16 protein-coding genes are annotated in these 16,567 nt (G+C 62.7%); 13 read left to right on the top strand and 3 right to left on the bottom strand.

Features of this window, described 5'->3' with window-relative positions; all coding sequences use genetic code 11:
* The first annotated feature begins 48 nt into the window (after window positions 1-48).
* The 6 genes from KQI12_RS00685 to KQI12_RS00660 all read left to right on the top strand — a co-directional run bounded on the left by KQI12_RS00685 (window position 49) and on the right by KQI12_RS00660 (window position 5,201).
* Window positions 49-1,119: a BMP family protein gene (locus KQI12_RS00685; RefSeq protein ID WP_216569901.1), complete on the top strand. Its 1,071-nt coding sequence runs from the start codon at window positions 49-51 to the stop codon at window positions 1,117-1,119.
* A gap of 71 nt (window positions 1,120-1,190) precedes the next feature.
* Window positions 1,191-2,264, top strand: coding sequence for a BMP family protein (locus KQI12_RS00680; protein WP_216569900.1), 1,074 nt, complete (start codon window positions 1,191-1,193; stop codon window positions 2,262-2,264).
* Window positions 2,265-2,378: 114 nt separating this feature from the next.
* Window positions 2,379-3,506 (top strand): FAD-binding oxidoreductase, encoded by a 1,128-nt coding sequence (locus KQI12_RS00675; protein WP_216569899.1) that lies wholly within the window; start codon window positions 2,379-2,381, stop codon window positions 3,504-3,506.
* Window positions 3,507-3,518: 12 nt separating this feature from the next.
* Complete coding sequence (locus tag KQI12_RS00670) at window positions 3,519-3,839, top strand: (2Fe-2S)-binding protein (protein WP_216569897.1); 321 nt, start codon at window positions 3,519-3,521, stop codon at window positions 3,837-3,839.
* A complete protein-coding gene (locus tag KQI12_RS00665; RefSeq protein ID WP_216569895.1) occupies window positions 3,826-4,905 on the top strand; it encodes an NAD(P)/FAD-dependent oxidoreductase in 1,080 nt (359 codons plus the stop codon). The genes KQI12_RS00670 and KQI12_RS00665 overlap by 14 nt, the downstream gene beginning before the upstream one ends.
* Window positions 4,902-5,201 carry a (2Fe-2S)-binding protein gene (locus KQI12_RS00660; RefSeq protein WP_253290750.1) on the top strand — a complete coding sequence of 100 codons (300 nt, stop codon included), beginning with the start codon at window positions 4,902-4,904 and terminating at the stop codon, window positions 5,199-5,201. Before KQI12_RS00665 ends, KQI12_RS00660 begins: the two co-directional genes overlap by 4 nt.
* 202 nt (window positions 5,202-5,403) lie before the next feature.
* Here the strand turns inward: KQI12_RS00660 and clpB are convergent, their stop codons facing one another.
* Both clpB and KQI12_RS00650 read right to left on the bottom strand, forming a co-directional pair.
* Window positions 5,404-8,034, bottom strand: coding sequence for an ATP-dependent chaperone ClpB (clpB, locus tag KQI12_RS00655; RefSeq protein ID WP_216569891.1), 2,631 nt, complete (start codon window positions 8,032-8,034; stop codon window positions 5,404-5,406).
* A 59-nt stretch (window positions 8,035-8,093) separates the two neighbouring features.
* Window positions 8,094-8,522, bottom strand: a complete 429-nt coding sequence (locus KQI12_RS00650) for an Hsp20/alpha crystallin family protein (protein ID WP_216569889.1) — start codon at window positions 8,520-8,522, stop codon at window positions 8,094-8,096.
* Between the two features lie 340 nt (window positions 8,523-8,862).
* Here KQI12_RS00650 and KQI12_RS00645 point away from each other — a divergent pair, with 340 nt between their 5' ends.
* On the top strand, window positions 8,863-10,236 hold the full coding sequence (locus KQI12_RS00645) for an MATE family efflux transporter (protein WP_216569888.1): 1,374 nt from the start codon (window positions 8,863-8,865) through the stop codon (window positions 10,234-10,236).
* A 76-nt stretch (window positions 10,237-10,312) separates the two neighbouring features.
* Here KQI12_RS00645 and KQI12_RS00640 read toward each other — a convergent pair whose 3' ends face one another.
* The gene (locus tag KQI12_RS00640; protein WP_216569887.1) at window positions 10,313-10,885 is read right to left on the bottom strand and encodes an ECF transporter S component; all 573 of its coding nucleotides are present in this window, start codon (window positions 10,883-10,885) and stop codon (window positions 10,313-10,315) included.
* A 205-nt stretch (window positions 10,886-11,090) separates the two neighbouring features.
* Here KQI12_RS00640 and KQI12_RS00635 point away from each other — a divergent pair, with 205 nt between their 5' ends.
* The 6 genes from KQI12_RS00635 to KQI12_RS00610 all read left to right on the top strand — a co-directional run bounded on the left by KQI12_RS00635 (window position 11,091) and on the right by KQI12_RS00610 (window position 16,561).
* Window positions 11,091-12,347 carry a diaminopimelate decarboxylase gene (locus tag KQI12_RS00635; protein ID WP_216571318.1) on the top strand — a complete coding sequence of 419 codons (1,257 nt, stop codon included), beginning with the start codon at window positions 11,091-11,093 and terminating at the stop codon, window positions 12,345-12,347.
* A 70-nt stretch (window positions 12,348-12,417) separates the two neighbouring features.
* A complete protein-coding gene (pyrE, locus tag KQI12_RS00630; RefSeq protein ID WP_216569886.1) occupies window positions 12,418-13,092 on the top strand; it encodes an orotate phosphoribosyltransferase in 675 nt (224 codons plus the stop codon).
* A 1-nt stretch (window position 13,093) separates the two neighbouring features.
* Window positions 13,094-13,771, top strand: coding sequence for a RadC family protein (locus tag KQI12_RS00625; protein WP_216569885.1), 678 nt, complete (start codon window positions 13,094-13,096; stop codon window positions 13,769-13,771).
* A 114-nt stretch (window positions 13,772-13,885) separates the two neighbouring features.
* Window positions 13,886-15,853: an excinuclease ABC subunit UvrB gene (gene uvrB / locus KQI12_RS00620; RefSeq protein WP_216569884.1), complete on the top strand. Its 1,968-nt coding sequence runs from the start codon at window positions 13,886-13,888 to the stop codon at window positions 15,851-15,853.
* Between the two features lie 55 nt (window positions 15,854-15,908).
* Complete coding sequence (locus tag KQI12_RS00615; protein WP_216569883.1) at window positions 15,909-16,172, top strand: hypothetical protein; 264 nt, start codon at window positions 15,909-15,911, stop codon at window positions 16,170-16,172.
* Entirely contained in the window at window positions 16,169-16,561 is a 393-nt protein-coding gene (locus KQI12_RS00610) for an MmcQ/YjbR family DNA-binding protein (protein WP_216569881.1), read from the top strand. The genes KQI12_RS00615 and KQI12_RS00610 overlap by 4 nt, the downstream gene beginning before the upstream one ends.
* Window positions 16,562-16,567 lie beyond the last annotated feature (6 nt).

Raw genomic sequence — 16,567 nt, 5'->3', positions numbered from 1 at the left:
GGGGCCGCACCGATAGATCCATCCCCTGCACTTTCGGAGGTATGTACAATGAAACGAACGGTCTCTCTGCTCCTGACTGGCGCTATGGCGCTGAGCCTGACTTCCTGCGGCGGCGGAAGCGCTTCTTCCGCTCCGAACGAGACGGGGACTCCCCCCAGTTCCGCAGCTCCGGCCGCCTCTCAGGATCTGTCCGCAGATCCTTCTGAGGTCCAGATCGGTATCCTGATCCCCGGCTCTCCTACCGATGGCGGTTTTTGTCAGCAGGGCGCTGAGGCCGGCGAAAAGCTGAAAGAATTGGGCTATCAAGTCTCCGTAGTCGAAGCCGCTACCGCAGAAGAGATCAGATCCGAGGCGGAGAACATGGCCGCTGAGGGGTATCAGATCGTCTTTGGTCACGGCGCGCAGAGCGTCACCCCCATCGCGGAAGTCAGCCCTGATTATCCGGACACCTGGTTCGTCACCTTGGGCGGCGAGGTCGTCACAGACAATCAGTTCCCCGTGTGCGTCTGTGCCGAGGAGAGCTGTTATGTCCTGGGCGTAGTCGCTGGCATGATGAGCAAGACCGGTACCATCAGCTATACTCTGGGCGGAGATTATCCCTCCTATGTGAAGTACACCAATGCGTTGAAGCTTGGCGCCCAGTCTGTGGATCCTGATATCAAGGCCCTGGGGGCTGTCCTCAGCTCTACCAGCGCCAGTGAGTGTTATGAGACCACGCTGAACCAGATCGAGCAGGGTGCCGACTTCGTGTTCGGCAACTGCAACGAAGGTCAGCTCGGCGCCATCAAGGCCGCACAGGAGAGCGACGGTGTCTACATCCTCGGCTGTCTGGGCGATTTCAGCAACACCGCGCCGGACAAGGTCGTGGCCAACATGGTATGTGACTACTCCGTCGGCTATGTCCAGGCGGTCGAGGCGATCCTCAGCGGCAACGCTCCTCACGATATCATGATGCAGACCATCGCCACCGGGTGTGTCGGCTTCGTCTGGAACGACGCCTTGAAAGATTCCCTTCCTGATGGAGTGGTCGATGCCGCGGAACAGGCCCTGGAGGACATCCGCACCGGTAAGATCGACGTTCCCAACGAGTATGAGCTCGACCCCAATGCCCCCATTTGATCTCAGTGCCCAAATCTACCAAAGGCGCACTGTGCCCGATCAAAACATCACATTTTTAGGAGGAAAAGAACATGATGAACACGAAGAAACTCGTCCCCTTGTTCCTGTCTGGCGCTCTCCTCGTCGGTGCGGCTGGCTGTAGTGGAAGCAGCAGCGGGAACGGCGGTGCTTCCGCTCCTTCCGGCAGTGACGCTCCTGTTGAGGCTCCTGCTTCTTCTGATGTCAAGATCGGCATCCTGATCCCCGGCTCCCCCACCGATGGCGGCTTCTCTCAGCAGGGCGCCGAGGCTGGCAAGAACCTGGAAAAGAACTATGGCTATAGTGTCTCTACCGTCGAGGCCGCTACCGCTGACGTCATCAAGTCCGAGGCCGAGACCATGGCCGCAGAGGGCTACAAGATCGTCTTCGGCCACGGCGGTCAGTGCTCCAGCCCCTTTGCTGAGATCTGCGAGGACTATCCCGACACCTGGTTCGTCACCTTCGGCGGCACCGAGATCCGTGACAACCTCTTCCCCGTGTGCATGTGCGCTGAGGAAGGTACTTACGTCCTGGGCGTGGCGGCCGGCATGATGACCCAGACCGACAACATCGCCTACACGCTGGGCGGCGATTATCCCGCCTACACCAAGACGACCATGGGCTTCGCTCTGGGCGCCAAGAGCGTCAATCCCGGCCTGAAGATCCAGGAAGCGGTCCTGTCCTCTCCTGACTCTACCGAGTGCTATGAGACCACCATGAGCCAGATCAAGAGCGGCGCGGACATGATCCTCTCCAACTCCAACGAAGGCCAGGCTGGCGCTATGAAGGCCGTCACCGAGAGCGACAACGTCTACACCTTCGGCTGCCTGGGCGACTTCTTCGACATGGCTCCCGGCAAGGTCCTGGGCAACATCCTCGGCGACTACAATGTGGGCTATGACAATGCCACCAAGGCCATCATGGACGGCACCGTCAAGGCTGAGGTCATGTACCTGACCATCGGCAACGGCTGTGTCTCCGTGGAGTGGAACCCCGACATCACTCTTCCCGATGATGTGAAGGCCGCTGTCGATCAGACCTATGATGACATCAAGTCCGGCAAGATCGATGTCCCCAACGAGTATGAGCAGGATCAGGCCAAGGAGCTGCTGGCTTCCTACAACTGATCGACCTTGATATCTTCGCATCATCTCCTCAATGGATAGACGGGGAGGGCCGGCGCAATGGCGTCGGCCCTCCCTGTTCCTCATCCCCGATCTTTTCAGAAAGGAGCGCCTCCTATGAGACCACGCATCGTCCTCCTTGGCGGCGGCATCATGAGCGCCGCCGCCGCGCTGGAATTCCGTCGTGCCGGATATCCCGTGACCGTCCTGGAGCGAAACGAGCTGGCATCCGGCGCCTCCGGAGCAAACTTGGGCCAGCTCTCCCTCTTCGACCGGACAGAGCCATGGCATCACGCGCTGGCCTGCGAGACCTTTTCGGAGTACGCCCAACTGGGGGATGCCATCGGGTATCAGCGCTCCGGCGGAGTCGTCGTGCTCCAGGACGAAGCGCAGTACCAAGGTGCTGTCCCGGTCTGCCAAACTCTGCGTTCCCTGGGGGAGCCGGCAGAGCTGCTCAGTGGGAAAGAAACGCGTCGGGTGGAGCCGCTTTTGGAGGACTCTGTGATCCGCGGTGTCCTCTACTGTCCGAATGAAGGCAAGCTGGATCCGCTCCGCACCACGCTCTATTATTTTCGACAGGCGCAGAAGTGTGGAGCCGATATCCGGCTCCACACCGAGGTGACTGGCTTTCAGACTGCCGGAGGACGCATCTCCGCCGTGCAGACCACCAGCGGTCCCATATCAGGTGATATCTTCATCAATGCCGCCGGAGCCTGGAGCGGCCCTCTGGCACAGCAGCTGGGCATCTCTCTCCCCATCGGCTTCCATCGCGCCACCGCTTTCGTCTCTCAGCCTGTTCCCCCCTGTATCCGCGGCCCGATCGTCGGCGGGGAGCTCTTTCTGGCCCATCGGGATATGTCCCTCCATCGTCACATCGGACTGGGCGGTGTACAGACTGCCAACGGCAGTATCATCATCGCCCAGGCTACCGAGACCTCCGATATCGAAAGCCGTGATGTGACTCTTCCCGGTCTCTGTCTCACTGCCCGGACCTTCCTGGACCATTTCCCCACCTTGGCTGACCTGCAGATCGTCCGGGCATGGGCGTCTGTCACCCCATACACCACAGACGGTCTCCCGATCTTCGGCTTTTCCCGGGACTGGCCTGATCTGTTCCACTTCACTGGCTTCAAGGGTGCTTTCTCCATCGCGCCCGCCGCCGCCCGGAAACTGGTCCAGGCCATCCGCGATGGAGCAGATCTGGAGGGTGGATCATTCTCTCCTGACCGCCCGATCCATATGTAGGAGGTGTTCTGTATGGAGCGTATCGAACAACATCCCATCCTGTCTATCGAGACCGCGGAGACCATCCATATCACGGTGGACGGCCGCGTCCTGGAGGCCAGAGCGGGGGATACCATCGCCGCCGCCCTGCTCGCCAATGGGATCCGCACCTTCCGCCACACCGCAAAACTCCACGAGCCCCGCGGGCTCTTCTGCGGCATCGGCCAGTGTACCGACTGTATCATGGAGGTGGATGGACGGCCCAATGTCCGTACCTGCGTCACCCGCGTCCGTGACGGGATGATCATCCGTACTCAGCAGGGGAATGGAGGCTTGCGTCATGAAGCACTATGACCTGATCGTAGTCGGCGCCGGACCCGCTGGATCAGGAGCCGCCATCGAAGCTGGCCGCCGCGGCGCCTCCGTCCTCCTGATCGACGAAAACGACCGTCCTGGCGGGCAGCTATCCAAGCAGATCCATAAATTTTTCGGTTCTCAGGAACACCACGCCGGGACCAGAGGCTTCATCATCGGCCAAGCTCTCCTGCGTGAAGCCCAAGAGGCTAAGGTAGAGATCCGGCTCGGCTGGCGTGTCTGGGGCATCTTCCCGGACGGAAGCGTCACTGCCGCCAACGACACCGAGAGCGTGCGGTTCCATGGCGCACTCATCGTTCTGGCCACCGGCGCCTCTGAGAATGCACTGTCCTTCCCCGGCTGTACGCTTCCCGGCGTCATGACCGCAGGGGCCGCCCAGACCTTCGCGAATGTCCACCATGTCCTCCCCGGACACGACTTCGTCATGGTCGGATCCGGCAACGTAGGGCTGATCGTCACCTACCAGCTCCTCCAGGCCGGCGCCAACGTGAAGGCGATCCTGGAGGCTGCCCCCAAGCTCTCTGGATATGCCGTCCACGCCGGCAAAGTACGCCGGGCCGGCGTACCGATCATGCTTCAGCACACAGTCGTCCGCGCGTTCGGCCATGATGCGCTGGAAGCTGTGGAAGTGGCACAGGTAGACGATCACTTCCAGCCGGTCTCCGGCACTGGCTCAGTCATCCCCTGTGATACGCTCTGTCTGGCGGTCGGTCTCACACCGCGGATCGAATTGGCACGAGCCGCCGGATGTGCTATGGTCTGGTCCGGGCCGCTCGGCGGCATGATCCCCCGCCACGACCGGCATATGGAGAGCGGTCAGGACAGGATCCTGGTGGCTGGAGACCTGGCTGGGATCGAAGAGGCCAGCACTGCTTTGGATGAAGGCCGTCTGGCTGGCATCCGGGCCGCGTTCCGGCTCGGTCTGATCAGCTCTGCAGAATACGAGGAGCTCCGTACCCAAGCTCAGGAACGATTGGACCGGCTCCGCCAAGGTCCTTTTGGAGAAAAGCGCCGTCTGGCAAAGGAGGAGGTATGGAGGGCATGAGCGAGGAACATGATATCGTTTGCCGCTGTGAAGAAGTCACCCGTGAGGAGATCATGGAGGCGATCCGACTGGGCGATGACTCTCTTGATGCCATCAAAAAGCGGACCCGTGCCGGGATGGGCTTCTGTCAAGGACGCACCTGCCGCCGACTCATCGTCCAGATCTTGAGCGCCTATCACCATATGCCGCCGGACCATTTTCTCCCCGGCAGCATCCGTATGCCGATCGCGCCGATCGCGCTCCGGCTCCTTGCTTCGACTGTGGATGGCGATACGGACGATCCCAGTAAGACCTGATAAAGGAGACGCCTCGCGCCTTTTCATCTGCCATCTCCCTCTTCCCCCATGTATCCACATGATATACGTCTGCATCGGTCATCGTCCCACCACATCCTGTGGAAAACTCCGTGGAAATGTGGGATCTCCGGCCCCTGTGCGCAAAAAGTATCCCCCGGCCCGCATGGGCCGGGGGATATGCTGTCTACGGACGTCCGTCCGATCACTGATCCACCACTTCGCCGGTGAGGACCGTCTTGCTGTCCACGACCAGCTCGCCGTTCTTGACGTCCACCGTGAGAGTGTCGCCGGGGACCACCTGGTCGCCGATGATCTTCCGGCTGATGAGGGTCTCCACCGTGTGCTGGAGATAGCGGCGCAGAGGACGCGCGCCATAGATGGGATCATAGGCCTGATCGACCACGAAGTCCTTGGCCGCATCCGTGAGCACACACTTGAGCTGCTTCTCCGACAGACGCTCGTTGAGCTCCGCCACCATCAGGTCGATGATGTGGGTCACGTTGTCCTTGGTCAGCGGCTTGTAGAACACGATCTCATCCAGACGGTTCAGGAACTCCGGACGGAAGGAGTGCTTCAGCAGATCGTTGACCTGATCCCTGGCGCTCTGCTGGATCTCGCCGTCGGCGCCGATGCCGTCCAGCAGGAACTGAGAGCCCAGATTGGACGTCAGGATGATGATGGTGTTCTTGAAGTCCACCGTCCGGCCCTGACTGTCGGTGATCCGGCCGTCGTCCAGGACCTGGAGCAGAATGTTGAACACATCGGGATGGGCCTTCTCCACCTCATCGAAGAGGATCACAGAGTAGGGCTTGCGGCGGACGGCCTCGGTGAGCTGACCGCCCTCCTCATAGCCCACATATCCCGGAGGCGCGCCGATCAGGCGGGACACGGAGAACTTCTCCATGTACTCACTCATGTCGATGCGGATCAGGTTCTTCTCACTGTCGAACAGGGCCTCGGCCAGCGTCTTGGCCAGCTCGGTCTTGCCCACGCCCGTGGGGCCCAAGAACAGGAAGGAGCCGATGGGCCGGTCCGGATCGGCGATGCCGGCGCGGCTGCGCAGGATGGACTCAGACACCAGCCGGACGGCCTCGTCCTGACCCACCACACGGCGGTGCAGGATATCCTCCAGGTGGAGGAGCTTCTCCCGCTCGCCCTCCATCAGCTTGGCCACGGGGATGCCGGTCCATCGCTCGATGATCCGGGCGATCTCCTCGTCCGTCACCTTGTCCCGCAGGAGGGAGGACTCTCTGCCCTGCTGGGCGATGGACTCCTCCGCCTCCAGCTGGCGGCGCAGCTCGGGGATGCGGCCGTACTGGAGCTCGGCGGCCTTGTTCAGGTCATACTGACGCTGGGCCTTCTCCAGCTCGGCATTGGCGGCCTCCAGATCGGCACGGAGCTGCTGGACCTTGCCGATCGCGTTCTTCTCGTTCTCCCACTGGGCCTTCTTGGCGTTGAACTCGTCCCGCATCTCGGCCAGTTCCTTCTGGATCTCAGCCAGATGCTCTTTGGAGATGGCGTCGTCTTCCTTTTTGAGGGCGGCCTCCTCGATCTCGTGCTGGATGATCTTCCGCTGGATCACGTCCAGCTCCGTGGGCATGGAGTCGATCTCGGTGCGGATCATGGCGCAGGCCTCATCCACCAGATCGATGGCCTTGTCCGGCAGGAACCGGTCCGTGATGTACCGGTCGGACAGCGTGGCGGCGGCGATGATGGCGCTGTCGGTAATCTTCACGCCGTGGAACACCTCATAGCGTTCCTTCAGGCCGCGCAGGATGGCGATGGTGTCCTCCACAGAGGGCTCGTTCACCATGACGGTCTGGAACCGGCGCTCCAGGGCGGCGTCCTTCTCGATATACTGGCGGTACTCGTTCAGGGTGGTGGCGCCGATGCAGTGGAGCTCGCCCCGGGCCAGCATGGGCTTGAGCAGATTGCCGGCGTCCATGGCGCCCTCGGTCTTGCCCGCGCCCACGATGGTGTGGAGCTCATCGATGAAGAGGATGATCTTGCCCTCGCTCTTCTTCACCTCGTTGAGGACGGCTTTCAGCCGCTCCTCGAACTCGCCGCGGTACTTGGCGCCGGCGATCAGAGAGCCCATGTCCAGAGCGAAGATAGTCTTGTCCTTCAGGGGATTGGGCACATCGCCCTTCACGATCCGCTGGGCCAGTCCCTCGGCGATGGCGGTCTTGCCCACGCCGGGCTCACCGATCAGGACGGGGTTGTTCTTGGACTTCCGGCTCAGGATCCGGATCACGTTCCGGATCTCGTCGTCCCGGCCGATCACCGGATCCAGCTTGTTCTGGCGGGCCCGCTCCACCAGGTCGGTGCCGTACTTCTTCAGCGCGTCATAGGTCTCCTCCGGGTTGTCCGAGGTGACTCTCTGGTTTCCGCGGACCGCGGTGAGGGCCTTCAGCACCCCCTCCTTGTTCACGTTGTAGACCCGGAACAGGTCCTTCAGGGCAGAGTTGGGATGCTCCACCAGCGCCAGGAGCAGATGCTCCACGGAGACATACTCGTCCTTCATGGAGGCGGCGATGGACTCGGCGGCGTTCAGGGCCTGATCCACGTCCTGAGCCACATAGACCTTGCCCTGCTCCCGGCCGGCTCCGGAGACCCGGGGGAGCTTCTCCACCTCCGCCTTGACGGCGGCGGTGAAGGAGGGGACGGTCAGCCCCATGTTCCCCAGCAGCTGGGGGATCAGTCCGTTCTCGGCCAGCAGGAGGGCCAGCAGGATATGGGGCTGTTCGATCTGCTGGTTGCCGTATTCCGTGGCGATGGACTGTGCGCTCTGGATGGCCTCCAGAGACTTCTGTGTATATTTCTGAGCGTTCATAAGTGCGCTTCACATCCTTTCAAAGAAAGAGGTGCCTGTCAAAGACTGGTCCGGAAGGATCAGTCGATGGCGATGTGTTTGGCCTCGGGCACCACCGGACGGGCCTTCGGCAGAGTGAGCTCCAGGATGCCGTCCTTGTAGGCGGCAGAGATCCCGTTCTCGTCGATGCCGCTCACGTCGAAGCTCCGGGAGAACACGCCGTACTGGCGCTCCCGGCGGATGTAGCGGCCCTTGCGGCTCCGTTCCTCCTCCGACTCGTCATGCTGAGCAGCGATGGTGAGGATGCCGTCCTTCAACTCCAGATGGATATCCTCCTTCCGGAAGCCGGGCAGCTCACATTCTAACAGGAAGTGGTCTCCCGCGTCCCGGATGTCGGTGCGGAAGGCGGCTGGGCCGTTCTCCGGCTCCCGGCGGTCTCTCCGCTGGCTGTTGTCAGGGGTATCGAAAAAGCGGTCATTGGTCCATTCAAAGGGAAGCATACCAAACATAGAGCAAGTCTCCTTTTCTATCATCCGGAGCGGTCCCGGCGATCAGCACTCCAGCACCCGTATTGCCAAACGCGGTCCTAGACGCCGCTCCGCTCCGTCTCCGGCAGGTCGATCCCTCTCCGGAATGCCCTGTCGGCCTCGTTCACTGCCTCTTAGTATAGGGGCAGATCGTGAACGTTCCTACCTTAAATTATGTCCGAATTGTAAACATTAGCACTTAGCTTTCCGAAGTGCTAATATCTGATCTGCTCATCTTCCCCCTTTACCTCCCCGCGGAAACAGACTATAATACGGGGGCGTATCCGGCCTCCCCCGACGGCCTTTGGAAAGGAAGGATGACATGAAGCGTACCAATGATCTGGGCCGGGACCCGGTCCTGAGCCTGGTGCTCCGGCTGGCGATCCCCACCATGCTGGCCCAGCTGGTCAGCGTGCTCTACAGCATCGTGGACCGGATCTACATCGGCAACATCCCGGAGGTGGGCGGCATCGCACTGGCCGGCGTGGGCGTCTGCGGACCGATCGTGACCCTCCTCAGCTCCTTCGCCAGTCTGGTGGGACTGGGCGGCAGTCCGATCATGGCCATGCGCATGGGCGAGGGCCGGAAGGACACGGCCCAAAAGGTCCTCAACAACTGCTTCCTCATGCTCCTGGCGCTCTCTCTGGCCCTGACGCTCGGCTTCCTGCTGGCCAAAGACAAGCTGCTCATGTGGTTCGGCGCCAGCGATGTGACCTTCCCCTACGCGGACACCTATATGACGATCTACACCGCCGGGACCTTCTTCGCCCTCATGGCCAATGGCATGAACAACTTTCTGATCTGTCAGGGCTTCTCCGGGCTGGGCATGGCCACGGTCATGCTGGGCGCGGTGCTCAACATCGTACTGGACCCGGTGTTCATCTTCCTCTGCGGCATGGGCGTGGCCGGCGCGGCGATCGCCACGGTGCTCTCTCAGATGGCCTCCTGTGTCTTCGTCCTCTGTATGCTGCTGGGGAAGCGGGTGCCGGTCCGGCTGGGCTGGGGCGGCTTCGACCGTCGGATCATGGTCCGGGTGCTGGGCTTCGGCCTCTCCCCCTTCCTGATCATCGCCACGGACAGCGTGCTCCTCATCATCCTGAACACCGTGCTCCAGCGCTACGGCGGCCCCGGTCTGGGGGACACGCTGGTCACCTGCGCCACCATCGTCCAGAGCTATCTCCTCCTGATCACCATGCCCATGGGCGGCATGACTCTGGGCACCCAGCCGGTGGTGAGCTTCAACTACGGCGCCGGCCAGCCCCAGCGCATCCGGGAGGCCATGAAGGCCATCGTGGGCCTGTGTGTCCTCTTCTGCGTGCTGATGATGGTGGTGACCCACACTCTCTCGCCGCTCTTCGTGCGGCTCTTCACCGCAGATCCCGACATCGCCGCCCGTTCGGTGCGGTACATCAAGATGTTCACCTGCATGATCGTCCCGCTGGCGGTGCAGTACCCGCTGGTGGACGAGACCACGGCTCTGGGCCACGTGAAGCGGGCCCTGTTCTGCTCCCTCTACCGGAAGAGCATCTATCTGGCGGCCCTCCTGCTCCTGCCCTGGCTCTTCGGGCCGGAGGCCACCTTCTTCTCCGAGCCCCTGGCCGACCTGCTGGCCGCCATCATGACCACGATCCTCTTCCTCCATACCTTCCCCAAGGTCCTGAAGGAGTGTGGACATGGAGCCGCGCGCTCCGTGTGAGGATCGGATGACGAACGCTGGCCCTGTCCCGATGTCTCGGGACAGGGCCAGCGTTTCGTTCGGTCTGGGAGCTCGGTCACTCCCGCATGACGCCCGCTCTCTGGAGCGGCTTGCGGATCAGCTCCCACAGGGGGACGGAGACAGCCACGGCGATGACCGCGTTGATGGCCGAGGTGACACATTTGGTGGTCAGGAAGATCACCATCGGGGACCCGGCGGCCAGGCTGAACACGAATTTGCCCATGAGCCAGCTCTTCAGGAAGTAGAGCGCCACATAGGCCAGGGAGCCCAGCGCCGCGCCCGCCAGGTTCCACCACAGAGACAGGCTCTTCCGGCCGTGCCAGTGGGAGAGCAGTCCCGTCAGCAGACCGATGACAGACTTGGTCAGGAAGGTGATCCACGCCTCCGGGGCGTAGACCGGGTTCGTCAGATCGTAGAGCGCGGAACCGATACCGGCGGCCAGACCGCCGAGCGGTCCCAGCAGGAGACCGGAGAGCACACACATGATGTTGCCCAGATGGATCGCGGCGTTGTCCACCGGGATGGGCACCATGATGCGGAACCCGGAAAAGATCAGCACCAGCGCGGACATGAGGCCCACCAGCACCACCCGCTGGGTGGTGAGACGGGCGTGAGCAGTCGAAGACATGATCGTCCCTCCAGACGTCGAAAAAATGTGGTCCCATTATACCCCCATCTCCCCACCGGCGCAAGACAGGCTTTTCCCTCCCGCTCCCATCCACTTCATCACAGCATCGAGACAGATATTGACGTTTCCCCTCCGGACGGGTAGAATGGTGACATCTATCCTCCGCTATCACACTACATCCATGAGAGAGAACGGTGATCCCGCTATGAAAACGCCCTTCGTCACCCTGGGACAGCTCCAGGAGATCGTCCGCCGCTGGCCTACGCCCTTCCACCTCTATGATGAGCGCGGCATCCGGGAGAACGCCCGCCGGCTCAGGGCCGCCTTCGCCTGGAACCCCGGCTTCCGGGAATACTTTGCCGTGAAGGCCACCCCCACCCCCGGCATCCTCAAGCTGCTGAAGGAGGAGGGCTGCGGCGTGGACTGCTCCTCCCTCACCGAGCTGATGATGGCCGACCGGTGCGGCTTCCACGGAGAGGACATCTTCTTCTCCTCCAATGACACGCCCCCGGAGGAGTTCGCCCTGGCCGAGCGGCTGGGTGCCATCATCAACCTGGACGACATCACCCACATCGACTGCCTGCTGGACACCCTGGGCCATGTGCCGGAGACGATCTGCTGCCGCTACAACCCCGGCGGCGTGTTCTCCATCGGGGCCTCCAAGGAGGGGTTCCAGGTCATGGACACCCCTGGCGAGTCCAAGTACGGCTTCACCCGGGACCAGCTCTTCGCGGGCTTCCGGCGTCTGAAGGAGCTGGGGGCCAAGCGCTTCGGCCTCCATGCCTTCCTGGCCTCCAATACCCTGTCCAACGAGTACTATCCCACTCTGGCCGGGATCCTCTTCCGGCTGGCCGTGGAGCTTCGGGACGAGACCGGCTGTGCCGTCTCCTTCATCGACCTCTCCGGCGGCGTGGGCGTCCCCTACCGTCCGGACCAGCCCGCCAACGACATCATGGCGATCGGCGCAGGCGTGCGCCGGGCCTATGAGCAGATCCTGGTCCCCGCCGGCATGGGCGACGTGTCCCTCTGCACTGAGCTGGGCCGCTTCATGCTGGCCCCCTACGGCTGTCTCGTGACGAGAGCCATCCATGAGAAGCACACCTATAAAGAGTATATCGGCGTAGACGCCTGCGCCGCCGATCTGATGCGCCCCGCCATGTATGGGGCCTATCACCACATCACCGTCATGGGGCGGGAGGACCAGCCCTGCGACCACACCTACGATGTGGTGGGCGCCCTGTGCGAGAACAACGACAAATTCGCCGTGGACCGCCCCCTCCCTCCGATCCAGATGGGGGACCTGCTGGTGATCCACGATACCGGCGCCCACGGCCGAGCCATGGGCTATAATTATAATGGGCGGCTCCGCTCCGGGGAGCTCCTGCTGCGGGAGGACGGCTCCGTGGAGATGATCCGCCGGGCCGAGACCCCTGAGGACTACTTCGCCACACTCGTGTGGTGACTCGCTTGTCACCTCCGCTCCCCTGTGGTATGATAAGAGGGACAAAATACGAAAAGGGAGAGGGTATCTCATGACTTACAAAGAGGAATTCATCACCTTCATGGTGCGCTCCGGCGTGCTGACCTTTGGCGACTTCACCACCAAGTCCGGCCGCAAGACCCCCTACTTCATCAACACCGGCAACTACAAGACCGGCGCTCAGGCCTCCAAGCTGGGCGACTACTACGCCGCCTGCATCCAGGAGCACCTGCCGGACGGCGTGACCTGCCTGTTCGGGCCCGCCTACAAGGGCATCCCTCTGGCTGTGGCCGCCGCCTCCTCCCTGTACCGGAACTATGACCGGGATCTGCCCTACTGCTTCAACCGCAAGGAGGTCAAGGACCACGGTGAGGGCGGCTCCATGGTGGGCTACAAGCCCCAGGACGGCGACCATGTGGTCATCGTGGAGGACGTGGTCACCGCCGGCACCGCCGTGCGGGAGAGCATCGAGCTCTTCAAGCATGTGGCCGATGTGCATATGAAGGCCCTGGTGGTCTCCGTAGACCGGATGGAGCGGGGCACCAAGGACTGCTCTACTCTGGACGAACTGCGGCAGGACTACGGCATCCAGGTCTGCCCCATCGTCACCGTACGGGAGATCATCTCCTTCCTCCACGGCCGCGAGATCGACGGCAAGGTCTATATCGACGACGCCATGAAGGCCCGGATGGAGGCCTATCTGGCGGAGTACGGCCCCCGCGCCTGAGATGGGCATCCATGACGGCCACCGTCAGCGGCTGAAGGCGGAGTTCCTCTCCCGGCCGGAGGCGTTCCCCGACCACCGGATCCTGGAGATCCTGCTCTTCTACGCCAATCCCCGAGGCGATACCAACCCCATCGCCCACGCCCTCATGGACCGCTTCGGCTCCCTGGCCGGGGTGCTGGACGCCTCTCCCGAGGAACTCATGAAGGTCAAGGGCATGGGAGAACACGCCGTCGTCCTCTTGAAATGCGTGAAGGAGGCTGGCGGCCGTTACCTCACCGCCCGGGCCAGCATGGATGACATCGTCCGGGACACGCGGGCCGCCTGCGCCATCCTGCGTCCCTATTTTTTCGGGGCCCGGAACGAGCGGGTCTGCGTCCTCTGCATGGACGGCAAGCAGAAGCTCCTGGGCGTGCGTCAAGTGTGCGAGGGGAACGTGAACGCGGTGGAAGTCGCCAGCCGCCTCATCGCCGAGGCTGCCCTGTCCCTGAACGCCACCGGGCTGATCCTGGCCCACAACCACGTCAGCGGGCTGGCCTTCCCCTCTGCGGAGGACAAGGTCACCACCCGCCAGCTCCGGGAGCTCATGCTCCGGCTGGGCGTGGAGCTGACCGACCACATCATCTTCACCGATGACGACGCCGTCTCCCTGCGGGACAGCGGCTTCTTTTCCACCATTTGAGCTTGTATTAGAACGTCCGTTCTGATACAATGGAACCGCGGCAGACGCGGGACAGCGTGGCCGCGCTGTCCCGCGTCTCTTTTTCTCAATATGCCCCATGAGGAGGTCTGTCCCATGCCGGAATTCAAGGTCGTATCGGAATATCAGCCCGCCGGAGACCAGCCCGAGGCCATCGAGGCCCTGGCCCGCGGCGTGGAGATGGGCCTCCAGGAACAGACCCTGCTGGGCGTCACCGGCTCCGGCAAGACCTTCACCATGGCCAAGACCATCGAGCGTATCCAGCGGCCCACGCTGGTGTTGGCCCACAACAAGACGCTGGCCGCCCAGCTCTGCGCCGAGTTCCGGGAGTTCTTCCCCAACAACGCGGTGGAGTACTTCGTCAGCTACTACGACTACTACCAGCCCGAGGCCTACATCCCCCACACCGACACCTATATCGAGAAGGACTCCGCCACCAATGACGAGATCGACCGGCTCCGGCTCTCCGCCACCTGCGCCCTGCTGGAGCGGCGGGACGTGATCGTGGTGGCCTCCGTGTCCTGTATCTACGGTCTGGGCGAACCGGAGGATTTCGCCAAGATGATGGTCTCCCTCCGGGTGGGGAACACACTGGAGCGGGACGAGCTTCTCAAGCGTCTGGTGGAGATCCGCTACGAGCGCAACGACATCGCCTTCGAGCGCAATATGTTCCGGGTCCGGGGGGACACGGTGGAGATCTGGCCCGCCTATTGGAAGGATACCGCCATCCGGGTGGAGTTCTTCGGAGACGAGATCGACCGGATCAGTGAGATCAACGTGGTGACCGGCGCCCCGATCCGCACCCTCAAGCAGATCCCCATCTGGCCCGCCACCCACTATGTGACCCCCAAAGACAAGATGGACGCCGCCATCGGCGAGATCCAGAAGGAACTGGAGGAACGGCTCCAGTTCTTCAACGACAACGATCAGCTGGTGGAGGCCCAGCGTCTGAAGCAGCGGGTGCTCTATGACATCGAGATGATGCAGGAGCTGGGCTACTGCTCCGGCATCGAAAACTACTCCCGGGTCATCGAGGGCCGGCCGATGGGCTCTCCCCCCCATACCCTGCTGGATTACTTCCCCAAGGACTTCGTCCTCTTCATCGACGAGAGCCATGTGACCCTCCCCCAGGTCCGGGCCATGTACAACGGCGACCACGCCCGCAAGACCACGCTGGTGGACTACGGCTTCCGTCTCCCCTGCGCCTATGATAACCGTCCGTTGAGATTCGAGGAATTTGAACAGAGAGTAAATCAGGTGATCTACGTCTCCGCCACGCCCGGCGAGTATGAGCGCACCCGCTCGGGCCAGATCGTGGAACAGGTCATCCGGCCCACCGGCCTGCTGGATCCCCGGATCGAGGTCCGCCCGGTGGAGGGCCAGATCGACGACCTGATCGGCGAGATCAGCCAGCGCACCGAGAAGAAGGAGCGGGTGCTGATCACCACCCTCACCAAGAAGATGGCGGAGGACCTGACCGCCTATCTGACCAACGTGGGGATCAAGGTCCGCTATATGCACCACGACATCGACACCATCGAGCGAATGGAGATCATCCGGGACCTGCGCCTGGGCACCTTCGACGTGCTGGTGGGCATCAACCTCCTCCGGGAGGGCCTGGACCTGCCGGAGGTGAGCCTGGTCGCGATCCTGGACGCGGACAAGGAGGGCTTCCTCCGGTCCGAGACCTCCCTCATCCAGACCATCGGCCGGGCCGCCCGGAACGCGGACGGCATCGTCCTCATGTACGCGGACAAGATCACCCCCTCCATGGCGAAGGCCATCGAGGAGACCGAGCGCCGCCGGGCCAAACAGGACGCCTTCAATCAGGCCCACGGCATCGTCCCCAAGACCGTCGTCAAGTCAGTGCGGGAGCTGGTCCGCCTCTCCGAGGAGGAGAAGTCCGACCGGGAGGCCAAGCACGCCGGCAAGATGACCCGCGCCGAGCGGGAGGCCGCCATCCAAAAGCTGGAGAAGGAGATGAAGGACGCCTCCAAGCGTCTGGAATTCGAATACGCCGCCGTCCTCCGCGACCGCATCATCGAGCTCCGCGGGGAGAAATGATCCCCGGCCCGCCTATCCCATCGTTCCCATATCGAGCTGAGAAAGGGGCATCCTTATGACTACGATCAAACGACGGATCCGTCTCATCTATTCCACCGCGATCTGCTCCGGCGCCCTCCTGCTGGCGCTCGGCATCCTGTGCGCGGCGGTGCTGGCCGGCGAGGACGGCTCGGCCGCCGCGCAGGGCTGGCTCTGGGCCGGCGAGGTGGACGCGGCGGCCGGGGCCGCCCTGTTGGCCGTCGGCATCGCGCTCCGGCTCTGGGCCAACGCCCGCCGGAACCGCCGCCGCGCCCGCCGGACCAGAGGCCGGGACGCATGACCGCTCCGGAGACACTGGACCGGCTCCTCCGGTCCTTCCCCGGCGCGGAGCACGACTATAAGGCAGAATGGGGCTGGGTCCGGTATCAGGTCCGGGGCAGACTCTTCGCCGCCGTCTGCTCTCCCGGTCCGGAACACAGGGCCGTGGGCGGACATACGCTGGTGAACTTGAAATGCGATCCCCGGCTGGCTGAGGGCTTCCGGGAGCAGTATCCCCATATCCTCCCCGGCTTCTACTGCGATAAGCGGCACTGGATCGCCGTCCTGCTGGACGGCGATGTCCCGGAGGAGGTCTTGGCAGACCTGTGCGCCCTGTCCTACCGGCTGGTGGTGGAAAAACTGCCCAAATACGTCCAGCGGGAGCTGGCCGCTGTATCAGAAAAGGAGTAAGCAAGA

The sequence above is a fragment of the Pseudoflavonifractor sp. MSJ-37 genome, from assembly GCF_018917965.1.
In the GTDB taxonomy this organism is placed as follows: Bacteria; Bacillota; Clostridia; order Oscillospirales; family Oscillospiraceae; genus Pseudoflavonifractor_A.
Note: the sequence above shows the minus strand (reverse complement) of the source record. Positions and strands in the feature narration are given on the sequence as shown.